The organism is Faecalicatena faecalis (assembly GCF_012524165.2).
Taxonomy (GTDB): domain Bacteria; phylum Bacillota; class Clostridia; order Lachnospirales; family Lachnospiraceae; genus Faecalicatena_A; species Faecalicatena_A faecalis.
The window spans coordinates 36,046-48,646 of record NZ_JABACJ020000016.1 but is presented as its reverse complement, the minus strand read 5'-3'; the positions used below and the strand labels follow the sequence as shown (position 1 = coordinate 48,646).

14 protein-coding genes are annotated in these 12,601 nt (G+C 45.4%); 12 read left to right on the top strand and 2 right to left on the bottom strand.

The features are described 5' to 3' along the window. Nucleotides 1-30: 30 nt before the first annotated feature. From HGO97_RS15585 to HGO97_RS15560, 6 genes are all read left to right on the top strand, one after another. Nucleotides 31-225 carry a hypothetical protein gene (locus HGO97_RS15585; protein ID WP_216243541.1) on the top strand — a complete coding sequence of 65 codons (195 nt, stop codon included), beginning with the start codon at nucleotides 31-33 and terminating at the stop codon, nucleotides 223-225. A 19-nt stretch (nucleotides 226-244) separates the two neighbouring features. After that, entirely contained in the window at nucleotides 245-940 is a 696-nt protein-coding gene (locus tag HGO97_RS15580; protein ID WP_216243539.1) for a response regulator transcription factor, read from the top strand. After that, a complete protein-coding gene (locus HGO97_RS15575) occupies nucleotides 937-1,878 on the top strand; it encodes a sensor histidine kinase (RefSeq protein ID WP_216243536.1) in 942 nt (313 codons plus the stop codon). Before HGO97_RS15580 ends, HGO97_RS15575 begins: the two co-directional genes overlap by 4 nt. 91 nt (nucleotides 1,879-1,969) lie before the next feature. After that, on the top strand, nucleotides 1,970-2,881 hold the full coding sequence (locus HGO97_RS15570; protein ID WP_216243534.1) for an ABC transporter ATP-binding protein: 912 nt from the start codon (nucleotides 1,970-1,972) through the stop codon (nucleotides 2,879-2,881). Nucleotides 2,882-2,886: 5 nt separating this feature from the next. Further along, a complete protein-coding gene (locus HGO97_RS15565; protein WP_216243532.1) occupies nucleotides 2,887-3,573 on the top strand; it encodes an ABC transporter permease in 687 nt (228 codons plus the stop codon). A gap of 72 nt (nucleotides 3,574-3,645) precedes the next feature. Further along, on the top strand, nucleotides 3,646-4,362 hold the full coding sequence (locus tag HGO97_RS15560) for a hypothetical protein (RefSeq protein ID WP_216243529.1): 717 nt from the start codon (nucleotides 3,646-3,648) through the stop codon (nucleotides 4,360-4,362). Between the two features lie 112 nt (nucleotides 4,363-4,474). Here the strand turns inward: HGO97_RS15560 and HGO97_RS15555 are convergent, their stop codons facing one another. Beyond that, the gene (locus HGO97_RS15555; protein WP_216243527.1) at nucleotides 4,475-5,800 is read right to left on the bottom strand and encodes a sensor histidine kinase; all 1,326 of its coding nucleotides are present in this window, start codon (nucleotides 5,798-5,800) and stop codon (nucleotides 4,475-4,477) included. Further along, nucleotides 5,793-6,485 carry a response regulator transcription factor gene (locus tag HGO97_RS15550; RefSeq protein WP_456298622.1) on the bottom strand — a complete coding sequence of 231 codons (693 nt, stop codon included), beginning with the start codon at nucleotides 6,483-6,485 and terminating at the stop codon, nucleotides 5,793-5,795. The genes HGO97_RS15555 and HGO97_RS15550 overlap by 8 nt, the downstream gene beginning before the upstream one ends. Before the next feature lie 238 nt (nucleotides 6,486-6,723). Between HGO97_RS15550 and HGO97_RS15545 the strand changes: the two genes are divergently transcribed. The 6 genes from HGO97_RS15545 (at nucleotide 6,724) to HGO97_RS15520 (ending at nucleotide 12,499) form a co-directional block, all read left to right on the top strand. Then, on the top strand, nucleotides 6,724-7,230 hold the full coding sequence (locus HGO97_RS15545) for a ribonuclease H family protein (protein ID WP_216243523.1): 507 nt from the start codon (nucleotides 6,724-6,726) through the stop codon (nucleotides 7,228-7,230). Between the two features lie 2 nt (nucleotides 7,231-7,232). Beyond that, entirely contained in the window at nucleotides 7,233-8,453 is a 1,221-nt protein-coding gene (locus HGO97_RS15540) for an ABC transporter permease (RefSeq protein WP_216243521.1), read from the top strand. A 4-nt stretch (nucleotides 8,454-8,457) separates the two neighbouring features. Continuing rightward, nucleotides 8,458-9,897 carry an ABC transporter permease gene (locus HGO97_RS15535; RefSeq protein WP_216243518.1) on the top strand — a complete coding sequence of 480 codons (1,440 nt, stop codon included), beginning with the start codon at nucleotides 8,458-8,460 and terminating at the stop codon, nucleotides 9,895-9,897. Nucleotides 9,898-9,912: 15 nt separating this feature from the next. Next, nucleotides 9,913-10,539, top strand: coding sequence for an ABC transporter ATP-binding protein (locus HGO97_RS15530; protein ID WP_216243516.1), 627 nt, complete (start codon nucleotides 9,913-9,915; stop codon nucleotides 10,537-10,539). 104 nt (nucleotides 10,540-10,643) lie between these two features. Next, nucleotides 10,644-11,318 carry a response regulator transcription factor gene (locus HGO97_RS15525; RefSeq protein ID WP_216243513.1) on the top strand — a complete coding sequence of 225 codons (675 nt, stop codon included), beginning with the start codon at nucleotides 10,644-10,646 and terminating at the stop codon, nucleotides 11,316-11,318. Then, on the top strand, nucleotides 11,306-12,499 hold the full coding sequence (locus HGO97_RS15520; protein ID WP_216243511.1) for a HAMP domain-containing sensor histidine kinase: 1,194 nt from the start codon (nucleotides 11,306-11,308) through the stop codon (nucleotides 12,497-12,499). The genes HGO97_RS15525 and HGO97_RS15520 overlap by 13 nt, the downstream gene beginning before the upstream one ends. Nucleotides 12,500-12,601: the final 102 nt, after the last annotated feature.

The following is a 12,601-nucleotide window of genomic DNA, read 5'->3' as shown; positions in this document are numbered from 1 at the left end:
ATCAGATAAAATCGAAGGGAGAGACATCGTATGAAAAGAAGTTATCAGGTCTTAATCAGTATCATTGCAATTGTATCCAGTATTTTATCGGCAAGCATTGGTTTTGGATATGTTGGGGGAAGCAGCCAGTCATTTCTCGTCAAATTTCTCTGCGATTTTGCTTTCATCATTACACCAATCAGTACTATATGGCTGGTAATCGCGCTGATCAGAAAAGGGAAATAAGAACAGGAGTATGTAATTCATGAAAATTTTATTAGTAGAGGATGACCCGGAGATCAGTGGGATGCTTCGGGACTATCTGGTATGTGAGAATTTTGAGGTAGTATGCGCGGCAGACGGAGAAGAGGCGTGTAAAAAGTTTGAGGACGGCATCTTTTGTATTGTGCTGCTGGACCTGATGATTCCCAAAATCAGTGGGATGGATGTGATGCAGCATATCCGTCAAAAAAGTACGGTGCCGATCATCATCATATCCGCCAGGGACACAGAACTGGATAAGACACTTGGTTTGGGGATGGGGGCAGACGATTACATAACAAAGCCGTTTTCAGTCACAGAGGTACTGGCGCGGATCAAGGCTAATATCCGCAGAAGCACCCAGTATGCAGCCGCAGTCCAACCGGAGGAGCCCGTGGAGCTTACTTTGGGAGAGCTTGCCATGAACCTTTCAGATTATACAGTTACAAAGGCGGGTGAGAAGCTTGATCTGACAGCAAAGGAATTTGATATTTTAAAGCTTCTTATGATGAATCCGAAAAAAGTTTACACCAAGGCGCAGCTGTACTCTCAGATTTGGAACGATGCCTATCTGGGTGATGAGAATGCGGTCAATGTCCATATCAGCAGGCTGCGCAATAAGATTGAAGCAAATCCCCGTGAACCGGAGTATATTATCACGGTATGGGGGATTGGATATAAGTTAGGAGAAGTCTCATGAGCGATTCTATGATCATATTCCTGCTTTCTGCGGGGATTCTGGCTCTGATTGGTGTGATCATTTATCAGCAGTATGTATTTCGGTCGGGATTTAGGAAAGAAGTAAAAGAGATCAGTAAGAAACTGGAGGAGATATCTGACAGCGGCAGCGATGAGAAAGTCATGGTTTTTACGGGGCATTCCTCCATGAAGGAACTGCTGTTACAGATCAACCGGCTGCTGATGGACTGTCAGAAGGCAAAAGCAGATTTTCGGCGTGCAGAGATTTCCTCAAAAAAAATGCTATCGAATGTTTCCCATGATATCAAGACGCCCATGACGGTGATTCTGGGCTATCTGGAAATCATCCGCCTAAACGGCGATCCGGACCAGGTAATGCTGAAAAAAGTGGAGGCTAAGGCCCACCGTGTGATGGAGCTGATCAATCAGTTTTTCTCACTGGCAAAACTGGAGGCAGGAGATACAGACATTGAACTAAGCAGAATAAACATCAATGAAGCCTGCCGGGAGAATATCTTAGACTTTTATGAACTGCTGACACAAAAGGATTTCAAGATTGACATTGAAATCCCGGAAGAGAGTCTCTATGCACAGGCTAATCAGGATGCGCTTCAAAGAATCCTGTTCAACCTGATCTCCAATGCAATCCGGTATGGCGCGGACGGAAAATACCTGGGGCTTTTCCTGCACGGTGACGAGGAGTTTGTATATATCGACGTAGCCGACAGGGGAAAAGGGATAGAAAAAGCATATGCAGATACTGTTTTCGAGCGGTTATATACGATGGAAGACTCACGGAGCAGAGACATGCAGGGGAATGGTCTGGGGCTGACGATCGCGAAAAACCTGGCACAGCAGTTAGGCGGGGATGTAACATTGGTCAGCGATCCCTATGTGAAAACTGTCTTTACCATAAAATTAAAGAGAATTACCTATTAATCATTTCGGAAGAAAGAAATTCGTAAGATTTATTCAAGAGTTTTGAAAAACTGTACCGATATAATAACAGGTAAGAAAGGGGGCACATCACATGCCATACATGATACAGACAAACGATCTTACCAAGACTATCGGAGAAAAGGAACTGGTCTCCAATGTCAACATCCATATTCCAAAGGGACAGATTTACGGTTTTCTGGGGCCTAACGGTGCAGGAAAAACAACAGTAATGAAGATGATCACAAATCTCTGGAAACCGACCGCGGGGACGATTGAACTTTTCGGAGAAACTTTAACTCCTAAATCTTACGGGGTTCTAAAGAGAATGGGAAGCATCATTGAGTTTCCGATCTTTTACGAACATATGACAGGAATGGAGAATCTTATGCTCCACTGTGAATACATGGGCTACTATCATAAGAACAGCATCCCCGAAGTACTTAAAATGCTGGATCTGACAAAAGCCGCTGACAAACCGGTAAACAGCTATTCTTTGGGAATGAAGCAGCGTCTTGGCATTGCAAGAGCAATTCTGTGCAGACCAGAGCTTTTAATCCTTGATGAACCGACCAACGGACTCGATCCTGCTGGTATGAAACAAATCCGTGATCTATTGAAAATGCTCAGCAGAGAATATGGAATGACCGTTATGATTTCCAGCCATCTCCTCTCGGAGATTGAAAGTGCTGCCGATATGGTAGGAATCATCCAGCATGGTAGACTGCTGGAGGAAATCAGTATGAAAGATATCGTGGAAATGAATCTAAACTACATCGAGCTGACCGTTTTAGATACCAAAAGGGCTGCTTTTATACTGACAGAAAAGCTGGAACTTATGAATTTTAAAATCATGGAGAATGGAAAAATCCGCATCTATGATCAGAAAGCAACACCACAAAAGATTTCCAAGATGTTGGCACAAAACGACGTGGAGATGTCCGCTATCAGCAAAAAGACAGAATCCCTGGAAGACTATTTTCTGAAAAAAACGGCGGAGGTGTAAGTACAATGTTGAAATTAATCAAATTGGAATGGAAGAAGAATAGACTGGGCAAAAAAATCCGTATTGCAGCGATCACCTCAGCGGTACTTCTGATCTTCATCATGGCAATGACCGGGGAACTGAATGCGGGCGAAACCATCGAGTTGTATGGAAAGAGCATGCTCAACACAGCAGTGGAACTGTTCACGCATATGACCTACATTATATTTACCGGGGTGATGCTGGCTTCCTGCGTCGTAAATTCTTATGAAAACAAGACGATCCATCTGATGTTTTCATATCCGATCGACCGACGGAAGATTTTGCTCTCCAAGTTTCTGGTAGTCTGGATCTTTAATTTTACTGCAATCGTCCTGACGAAGGTACTGATCTATGCCGTTTTACTGCTGACCAGTTCCTACACACACATCTCAACAGCCAGCATCCAGATCGGAAATCCATTGTTCTGGCTGAATATTATGCTGAGTTCGGCGGCGATGGTGAGTGTCAGCTATATTTCACTGCTGGTGGGAATGAAGATGAGATCCTCAAGAGCAGTCATTGTCACCGCGGTCATTGTTGCCGCACTAACACAGGGGAATATCGGAGATTTTACTCTGAGCAACAGTGTTCCTTTTTATATCATCCTGTTAGTACTGGCGGTGGTATCCGTGTATCTATCCATATATAATGTGGAGACGAAAGATGCTTAAACTTTTATTTTGAATTTTAAATAATATATGTTATGATAGTCTATATTAATTTTACATTGGAGAATACAGACTATGAAAAAAGCAATTTTAACATTAATTTTAGCAGCCGTATTGTGTATCCCAGGATGCGGTCAGGAGAAGAAGCCCAGTGTATCCACAACAAAGGAAGTGGATCAGTTTGCAAATGATATGAAGGAGAAGACAGGAGACAGTGTCATCTCACCAAGCGAATCTGTGACAAGGGCGATTTCAAAGAAGTGGAACGTGATCGAGAATGATGATGTCTATGTATTAGAAACAGACGGTACAGGAAGCAAAAATGGAGAAGAGTTCACTTTTGAATGTGGATTTGATGAAGAGAATCATATCACTCTGCGTATTCAACTGGATCAGGATCAGGAAGAGCTTTATGCAATCACCACTGATACGACCGGATACGGCATCAACCTGGCTTCACTCAATGGCGGGAAAGATATTTCACTTCTTCCGGCAGACCTGGAATTCCTGGATATGGCAGATGAACGTGCGGCAGGGATTCTCGGCGAATGGGCCGACGAGAGCGGAAATGGATACGTCTTTGAAAAGGATGGAAAGATGAAGATCAAAGGCTCTGACGGTGATACGAAGGGAACATACAGTGTTGTTAAAAATGCAGAGGGAAAGCTGCTTTTGAACCTGGTTGTCTCGGGCGGAACATTAGAGTTTGAATATACCCTCAATGATGGAAATACAGAGATGGAGCTTATAAGCCCCGGAACAGATACCATCCATCACTGGACGAAACAATAGGAACTTTTTTATAAAGTATGAAAAGAATCCCAGGAGAAAGGCTCCTGGGATTTTGTGAAATATAGGCTTCTCCTGTAAAATATTAGGAATCCTATTCATTTCAGGACATATCTTACTTTGTTTTGAGCGGGAATGCCACAAAAAAGGTTGCCCCGCCGCCTTCGGTATCTTTCACTCCGACTTGACCATGCAGCATTTTAGCCAGTTCCTTCGCAATACTCAGCCCCAGCCCAAAATGAGTTTTATCTGCATGAGCCTTATCTGCGCAGTAGAATCGGTCGAAGATAAAAGGCTTGTCTTCCTTCGCAATCCCCTGCCCATGATCTATCACATAAAAAGTAATGGTTTTACCCGTGAATTCCGCCTTAATCTGAATATCCGCCTGTTTTTTTGAATGCTGGAGAGAATTGTCCATATAAATATTTAAGATCTGCATCAGGCGTTCTCTGTCTGTATAAAGAACAGGATAACTACAGTCCGAGAGATCCAACGATAAAGAGATTCCTTTCTTTTGGCAGAGTAGTTCGTATGTCTCATAAAGAGTGATCAGCAGCGTATCGATATCCACAGAACTTTGATTCAGTGTCCAGGTTCCTGCGTCCGAGGATGCCAGAAGCAGCATATCCTTCACTAAACGGGACATACGCATACATTCGTTATCCATGGTCCTGACTGCCTTCTTAAGCCGGGAATCATCGATTCCCAGACCATCGATGAGATCCAGATTCACCAGAAGCACTGCCAGGGGGGATTTCAGCTCATGGGAAGCAGATGCAACAAATTCTTTCTGGCTTTTCAGGGCACGTTCGGTTGGTTCCAGTGCTTTCTTTAACAGCAGATGGCTGATGAAAACAACACAGGCCAGGGATGTAAACCATACCACGGCATAAAAGATAAGATGTCCTTTCAACTGCTCCCACACGTTTTTCTGCTGATATAATAACGTCAGGTCATAAACATCTCCGCTTTTCGAGGCAATCTGCGCGGGAATTCCCCAGTAGCGGTCATTGGAAGTCCCCTCGATTTCGAAGACTCCCTGCTGCGTTGTTGCAGCTGCTTTTCCGAATCCATCAGCTGGCGGTGTCTTGGATTTCAAAGCTGTCTGTGTGCCGGACTGCTTTTCAAGACGCTCTAAAAGTAGATCCGCTTTGGTAGGAAAGGCAATCCTGCTTTGATAAACCGGCTGCCCGCCGGAATCCCTGAGCAGACAGAATATGGAATACTTTTCTTCATAGGGAGAAATGGAAGCCTCCATGTCCTGATCGTGATCCTCAAGCTGGTAGATCAGCAGGGTAGCCATTCTCTGAAACAGGGTGTTCTCATTCATTTGCTCTGTCTTCAAATCATTCATAAGGACGATGCCGATGATCAGAGTGATGATCAGCATGACTGCCCCCGTAAAGATAAGATGTAATTTCTTATATAATCGGTTAAGCATGGTCTTTCTTCTCCAGTCTGTATCCCGCACCATATACCGTTTTTATCTCACAGCAGCTTAATAGTTCCCTGAGACGCTTTCTGAGAAACGAGATATAATTGTCTACATTGCCGGGCTCTACATCGGACGAGCTTCCCCATATCTTTAAAACGAGCTGTTCTCTTGTAAAAAGCTGCTTCGGCTTCTCCATGAGCACATATAATAATTCCGATTCTTTTGCTGTTAAAACCAGTGATCTGTCGTCTTTTGATACTATCCGGTTCGATTTGTCAAATGACAGGTCTGCATAAGTCAGGGTATCTGAGGCTTTGATCTGGGCGGGCCGTCTCGTCAGGGCGCGGATTCTTGCCAGTAATTCCTCCACATGAAATGGTTTCACCAGATAATCATCAGCACCGCCGTCCAGACCTTCGATCCGGTCATCCAGGCCTGACATCCCCGTCGTGATAATGACCGGAATCTGGATGCCCTTTTGGCGCATCGCTTTGATGATCGTCAGACCATCAATAATAGGAAGCATTCTGTCAACAACAGCCAGGTCGTAGCAGTAATCCGTATTGAGCGTGTACAGCATGGCCGTCTCCCCGTCATTACAGGAATCCACCACATATCCATTTTTCTTTAATTCCGCCTGAATCAGGCCGCATAAATCCGTATCATCTTCTAAAAGCAGTATCTTCATGATATCGTTTCCTTCTTAATAAATGAGTTTTAATGATAGTATCATCAGTATAACAAAAAAGTCTGTAAAAATCCTCTAAAAAAAGGTTGAGAATTTTTTCCTGCATACAGGATTTTTAGATAGGTTTTTTCCTAAAATGAGGGCACAGCAGGAAAAGGAATCCGTTCATCCTGCTTCCTGCTGGTAGAAACAAATCATGATAAGTAAGAAATTATTTTAAGTAAGAAAGGTGGAACGCGATATGAAAAATTCAAACATGTTAAAAGGAGTGCTTGTATTCTTATGTACACTGGCACTGACCGGATGCGGGGCAGGGAATGGCGATACAACTGGCGGTACCCAGGGAAGTCCTATGAATGCATCCACGGAAACCGGGAATGGTGCCCAGGCAGGAGAGAGCAAAGGAAATGCAGAGGAATTGCTCAACGCCTGTTCTTTAAGTGGCAGTGTCATCGAATTCACGGACGGCGGCTGCACGATCAATCCCACAATCGACGACGGGCAGACGGCAAAATCAGCTGCAGCTGGTCATGAGGATATAGCGGACCAGGTGGATGTACAGTATCAGGAGGATTGTGTGTTTCAGACGGCAGTCGTGGATGTGGCATCCGGGAATGCAGAACTTGGCGCAGCTTCCCTGTCTGATATTAAAAAGAGTACCAAGCTGGTCATCTATGGCGACTTCACAGATTCCCACAATCTGATGGCAGACCGGGTCATCATCTGGCGCTATGGACAGGAGGGATAAACGTGACGTTCTATCAGTTGGCTTTCCGGTATCTGGAAAGGAAAAAAGGAAAAACGGTCCTGCTGTTTATGGTCCTTCTGCTCGTTAACAGTATGATTTTAAGTACCGTTATGATTCTGCGGGCAACAGAAGATTCCAAATCGGCGATGCAGGAAAAGACAAAATCTAAAATCGTCCTGGATATTTTAAAAGAGGAGCAGAGGATCACAGAAAAGGAGGCAGGTCAGATCCGCGCGCTTAAGGAGGTGGCTTTTGTAAACCGCATGGCCCGGGGAACCGCCCGGCCATCCGGCTTTCAAGTACTGACAAACAGTGATTCTGCAAAAGAGGAGAATCGGCTGGTTTCCCTGTTTTCTTACGATGACCCGGAAAATGACAGCGCGTTTGCAGAAGAGAGATACCGTCTGACAGAAGGGCAGTATATTACCTCTGCTACGGGCAAAGGAATCGTGATGAATGAACTGCTGGCCCGTCAGAATGGACTTAAGGTGGGGGACATGGCTGGTTTTGAGACAGCAGACGGAAAAACAGTGACAGCCAGGATCACAGGCCTCTTTCGGTCCGGCAGTGAAGGAAAACAAGAAAGCGGCACCCTTTCCTGTGCCCGGATTGAAAATCAGATTTTTATAGACAATGACACGTATCGGGAACTGTCTGGTGACACCGGATTTGAGAAAATGGCAGTCTATGTAAAGAGCCCGGAGCAGCTTAAAACATTAGAAACCAAGCTTCACACAATCATGAAGGAAAAGGCCGAAATGACGGCCTCCGATACCTTATACAGGCAGATGAAGGCTCCGCTGGAACAGATTACGAAGGTGACAAGGCTGATGCTTGTTCTGACTCTGCTTACGGGTGCAGTCGTGGTATCACTGCTTCTATGTATGTGGATGCGTACCAGGCAGAAGGAAATTGCCGTACTGATCAGTCTGGGAAGGGAAAAGGCTGAACTCATCCTGCAGGTATTTCTGGAAACACTGCTTGTATTTCTGGCAGCTGTATGTGCAGCCTGTGTTCTTGGAAATCTGCTGGCTGGTTTCCTACAGTCCATGCTGACCGGATCGGCAGCGTCTGATATCGTGCTTAAGGTGTCCCTGGAATTTTGTGATGTCATATCACTGCTGGGATTAGGCGCCCTGTTGGTAATGGCCGCGGCGGTCTGTTCCCTGATTCCGGTATTGAGGACTAATCCGAAGGATACCTTGTCAAAAATGGAGGGATGATAAAATGAATCATATGCAACTGGCATGGCGTTCGGTCATCCGAAAGCCTGTGAAAAGTATGTTACTGCTGCTTGTAGTCTGTGTCATCAGCGTCTTTCTGCTGTCCGGCATGGCAGCCAGCAATGCGAGCGTGGCTGTTCAGGATAAGACCCGGCAGGCGGTCGGCGCGGGGCTGCTTCTCGTAGAGAACGAGGCGAACAGACATACCCGTCTTGACCGTATTACAGAAAAAATCGGAGAAAAAGAAGGAAGTCTGGATGGTGTCCACCAGAAAAAACTGGAGACTGCCGACGGCCCTGTCTGGATGAGCTATACAGATTCTTCGTTTGAAACACTGAGATTAGAGGATATCGAAAAGCTTGCCGCTGTTCCGGGCATTTCCGATTATAATATTGCAACCGCCCCCATGGCAGTAAATCCGGTGAATTTTTCAAGGATCGAGGACCCGGATCTGGATCAGACCGGGGATAAACTGGGGGTGAGTCTGATCGGAAACAGGGATATGACGATGGATTTTAATGTGTTGTCCGGCAATGTCACGATGAAGGAAGGACGGATGGTTACGAGAGAGGATCAGAACGTCTGTGTCATCTCAGAAGAACTGGCGGCACACAATGGTCTGAAAATCGGGGATAAGATGGAATTTAACGATTACCACGACAGGGAGAACGCGGATGCCCATGCGGCAGAGATCATCGGAATCTATCAGGTAAAACAGAAGATGACGCCGTATATGTCAGGGGATACTTACCGCTCGGAAAATGTGATCTTCACAGACCTGAGGTTCCCGGAAAAGGCAGAAGGTGCAGAAGGTGACCCGCTATTTGAAAAGGCATATTTTATGGTAGAAGATGTGGACCAGTATGATGCGGTCAAAGAGGCCGTTAAAAAAGTAAAGATCGGCTGGGAGCGCTATGATCTGATTGATAATAAGGGAAATCTGGAGACCATGTCCTCCAATTTCAGAGATTTACAGAAGATTAGTCAGATCATGATCGGTGTCGTCGCCGGGGCAAGCTTTGTGATTCTGTTTTTTGTCTTCCTGTTCTGGCTGAAAAACAGGACCCAGGAGGTCGGTATTTTCTTATCCCTGGGAATCCCAAAGCAAAGGATACTGGGACAGATCCTGCTGGAAGCATTCATGATCGCAGCCGTTGCCGTGACACTTTCCTTTGCGGTGGCCCCGGGCGTCTCAAAGATAACGGCAGATTATCTGGTCTCCCAGCAGATCGAGCAGGCAGAAGTGGAAGAGGAGTTGAATGAAGGGAAGGTCGCAAAGAGCGGACAGGACCCGGAGCAGGAAGTGACCGGAGTTCATGTAGAAATCACTCCCCAGATGATTGCATTTGACAGCCTGGGAATTGTGGTGCTGATTACGACATCCGTTCTGACCGCCGGAATTTCAGTAGTAAAGAGGAACCCAAGAGATATTTTAACTTCATAAAGGAGGAATCAGACCATGATCTTAGAAGTAAAAGATGTGGATTATGCTTATAAATCACAGAAAACAAAACAGATTTTAAACCATGTTTCCATGCAGTTTGAGGAGGGAACATTCTACACGCTCGTAGGGCCGAGCGGTGCCGGGAAGACCACCTTTCTTTCCCTGCTTGCCGGGCTGGATACCCCGGTCAAGGGGAGCATCCTATACCACGGGAACGAAATCAGCCATCAGGTGCTGAATTACCATCGAAGACACCATGTCTCACTGGTATTCCAGAACTATAATCTGATCGATTATCTGACGGCGGAGGAAAATGTCAGGCTTGGCGGTGGGAAAGACCCGGGAAAATTACTTGAGGAGGTCAATATCCCACGGGAAGACTGGAAACGGAATGTCTTAAAGCTCTCCGGCGGACAGCAGCAGAGAGTGGCGATTGCCCGGGCACTGTCCAGTGAGGCAAAGGTCCTGCTTGCAGATGAACCGACTGGAAACCTGGATGAAAACACCGCCCAGGAGATCATTGATCTTTTGAAGAAAACAGCACATGAGCTTGGGAAATGTGTCATTGTCGTGACACACAGCAGACATCTGGCAGAGGAGGCGGATGAAGTGATTCAGATCAAGGATGGAGAATCCGTGTGATATCCTGATTCCATTGTTTATTTGTTGTGTTTTATCCTGTATACTCAAAGTGTGTCTCAAAAATGAATTTTCAAACAAATTCCAGGTTATGAGGTGATAAAACCATGCAGTATAAAATTTTAATTGTAGATGATGACACAGAACTGTTAAAGATGCTGAGAAGTTATTTTGAGATCAGGAAGTTTACCGTGATTACAGCAGAAAATGGAGCAGAGGCTTTAGAAAAGGTAAGTCTGGTCCCGGATCTGATATTACTGGATATCAATATGCCGCATATAGACGGCATCGAGGTATGCCGACGGATACGGGATCAGATTTCCTGCCCCATCATTTTCCTGACTGCCAAGGTGGAAGAACAGGACCGGGTGAACGGGCTGCTCTCGGGCGGGGATGACTACATCTTAAAGCCGTTCAGCTTAAAGGAGCTGGATGCCAGGATCATCGCCCATTTGAAACGGGAAGAACGGCATAAGGCCAAATCGGAGTTCAAGTTTCATGGGGAGCTGATGATTGACTATTCCTCGAAGAAGGTCCAGTTGGGGGATGCTTATCTGGAACTGACAAAGCTGGAATATGACATCATCGAGTTCCTTTCCATGAATCCGGGACAGGTCTTTGATAAGGAACGGATCTATGAGAGACTCTGCGGTTATGACGCAGAAGGGGACAGCCGTGTGATTACGGAGTTAGTCCGCCGAATCCGCAGGAAGATGGCAAAACATACAGAAAATGAATATATTGAGACAGTCTGGGGGATGGGATACCGATGGAAAAACTAAGAAATTTATCATTGAAAAAAACAATTATCCTGTATATGGCGGTCAGCCTTGTAATCAGCTTTTTTCTTGCTACTGCTGTCATACAGATTGCAGTAATGACCCAGAATGTAGTCTGGCAAAAGTATGTCGACTCTGAAAAATATCAGGAGGCTGAACAGAGGGGGGACGACAATTATGAGATCACATACCCAAGGCCAAGCCGCGTAGATATGAGCCGTATGGACTGGCATATTTCCGAGATATGCGATTTCCTGGAAACATGGACGGTACTGATCCTTTCTATTCTGGGCAGCTGTATTGCAGTGGTCTTATTTTACAAAAATAAGTTAAAACTCCCGATCGAAGAACTGGATAAGGCATCGAAAATGATCTCGGAAAATGAACTGGATTTCCATATTTCTTATGAAAACAGGGATGAACTGGGGCAGCTCTGTAAGGAATTTGAGAAGATGAGGGCCCAGCTTGAGGAAAACAACAAAACTCTCTGGCGCACGGTAGAAGATGAGAAAGCGCTGCGTGCTGCAATCGCACATGATATCCGTTCCCCGTTATCTGTCTTAAGAGGCTATCAGGAGATGCTTCTGGAATTTGTACCGGATGAGACACTGGACCAGGAAAAAATCATGGAGATGCTGCGCGGCGGGATGTTCCAGATTGAAAGAATGGACCGTTTTATCGAAACGATGCGCAGAATGAAACGGCTGGAGGAACGTTCCCTGCAACTGAAAGAGACCACAATAGGCATTTTGGAGGAGCAGATCAGCAGGGAAGCGGAAATACTCTGCAAAGAGACAGGAAGGACCTGCACTGTCACCGCAGAAGAACAAAACAAAAGCATACATGTAGACACAGAACTGATTCTGGAAGTCGTGGAAAATCTGTTTTCCAATGCCATCAGATATGCCAAGAGGGAGACAAAGATTACGATTGGCTCGACAGAAACAGAGCTGGTGATTACTGTAGAGGATGATGGGAAGGGATTCACAAAAGATGTGGATGCCCTGACAAAAGCATTCTATCATTCCAATCCACAGGATGACTTAAAGCATTTTGGAATGGGAATGTATCTGAGCAGGATCTATTGCGAAAAACATGGAGGGACACTGCTGATCGGGAATCATGAGCAGGGCGGTGCTGCAGCCAGGGCGGTTTTTAAATGCGGGAGTGTAATGTTAGGATAAACGGTGCTTTAATAGAACAAAATACATTTTTTGTAGAGCGGGAGATTGGAAGTAAAATCCAATTTTCCGCCATTTTTATGAAAGAAAAAATTTTGGTTGCTT

Coding starts and splice junctions, on each gene's coding strand:
- HGO97_RS15565 (WP_216243532.1), top strand. CDS start 2,887: ATGTTGAAATTAATCAAATTGGAATGGAAGAAGAATAGACTGGGCAAA.
- HGO97_RS15545 (WP_216243523.1), top strand. CDS start 6,724: ATGAAAAATTCAAACATGTTAAAAGGAGTGCTTGTATTCTTATGTACA.
- HGO97_RS15520 (WP_216243511.1), top strand. CDS start 11,306: ATGGAAAAACTAAGAAATTTATCATTGAAAAAAACAATTATCCTGTAT.
- HGO97_RS15575 (WP_216243536.1), top strand. CDS start 937: ATGAGCGATTCTATGATCATATTCCTGCTTTCTGCGGGGATTCTGGCT.
- HGO97_RS15535 (WP_216243518.1), top strand. CDS start 8,458: ATGAATCATATGCAACTGGCATGGCGTTCGGTCATCCGAAAGCCTGTG.
- HGO97_RS15585 (WP_216243541.1), top strand. CDS start 31: ATGAAAAGAAGTTATCAGGTCTTAATCAGTATCATTGCAATTGTATCC.
- HGO97_RS15570 (WP_216243534.1), top strand. CDS start 1,970: ATGCCATACATGATACAGACAAACGATCTTACCAAGACTATCGGAGAA.
- HGO97_RS15530 (WP_216243516.1), top strand. CDS start 9,913: ATGATCTTAGAAGTAAAAGATGTGGATTATGCTTATAAATCACAGAAA.
- HGO97_RS15525 (WP_216243513.1), top strand. CDS start 10,644: ATGCAGTATAAAATTTTAATTGTAGATGATGACACAGAACTGTTAAAG.
- HGO97_RS15560 (WP_216243529.1), top strand. CDS start 3,646: ATGAAAAAAGCAATTTTAACATTAATTTTAGCAGCCGTATTGTGTATC.
- HGO97_RS15580 (WP_216243539.1), top strand. CDS start 245: ATGAAAATTTTATTAGTAGAGGATGACCCGGAGATCAGTGGGATGCTT.
- HGO97_RS15555 (WP_216243527.1), bottom strand. CDS start 5,800: ATGCTTAACCGATTATATAAGAAATTACATCTTATCTTTACGGGGGCA.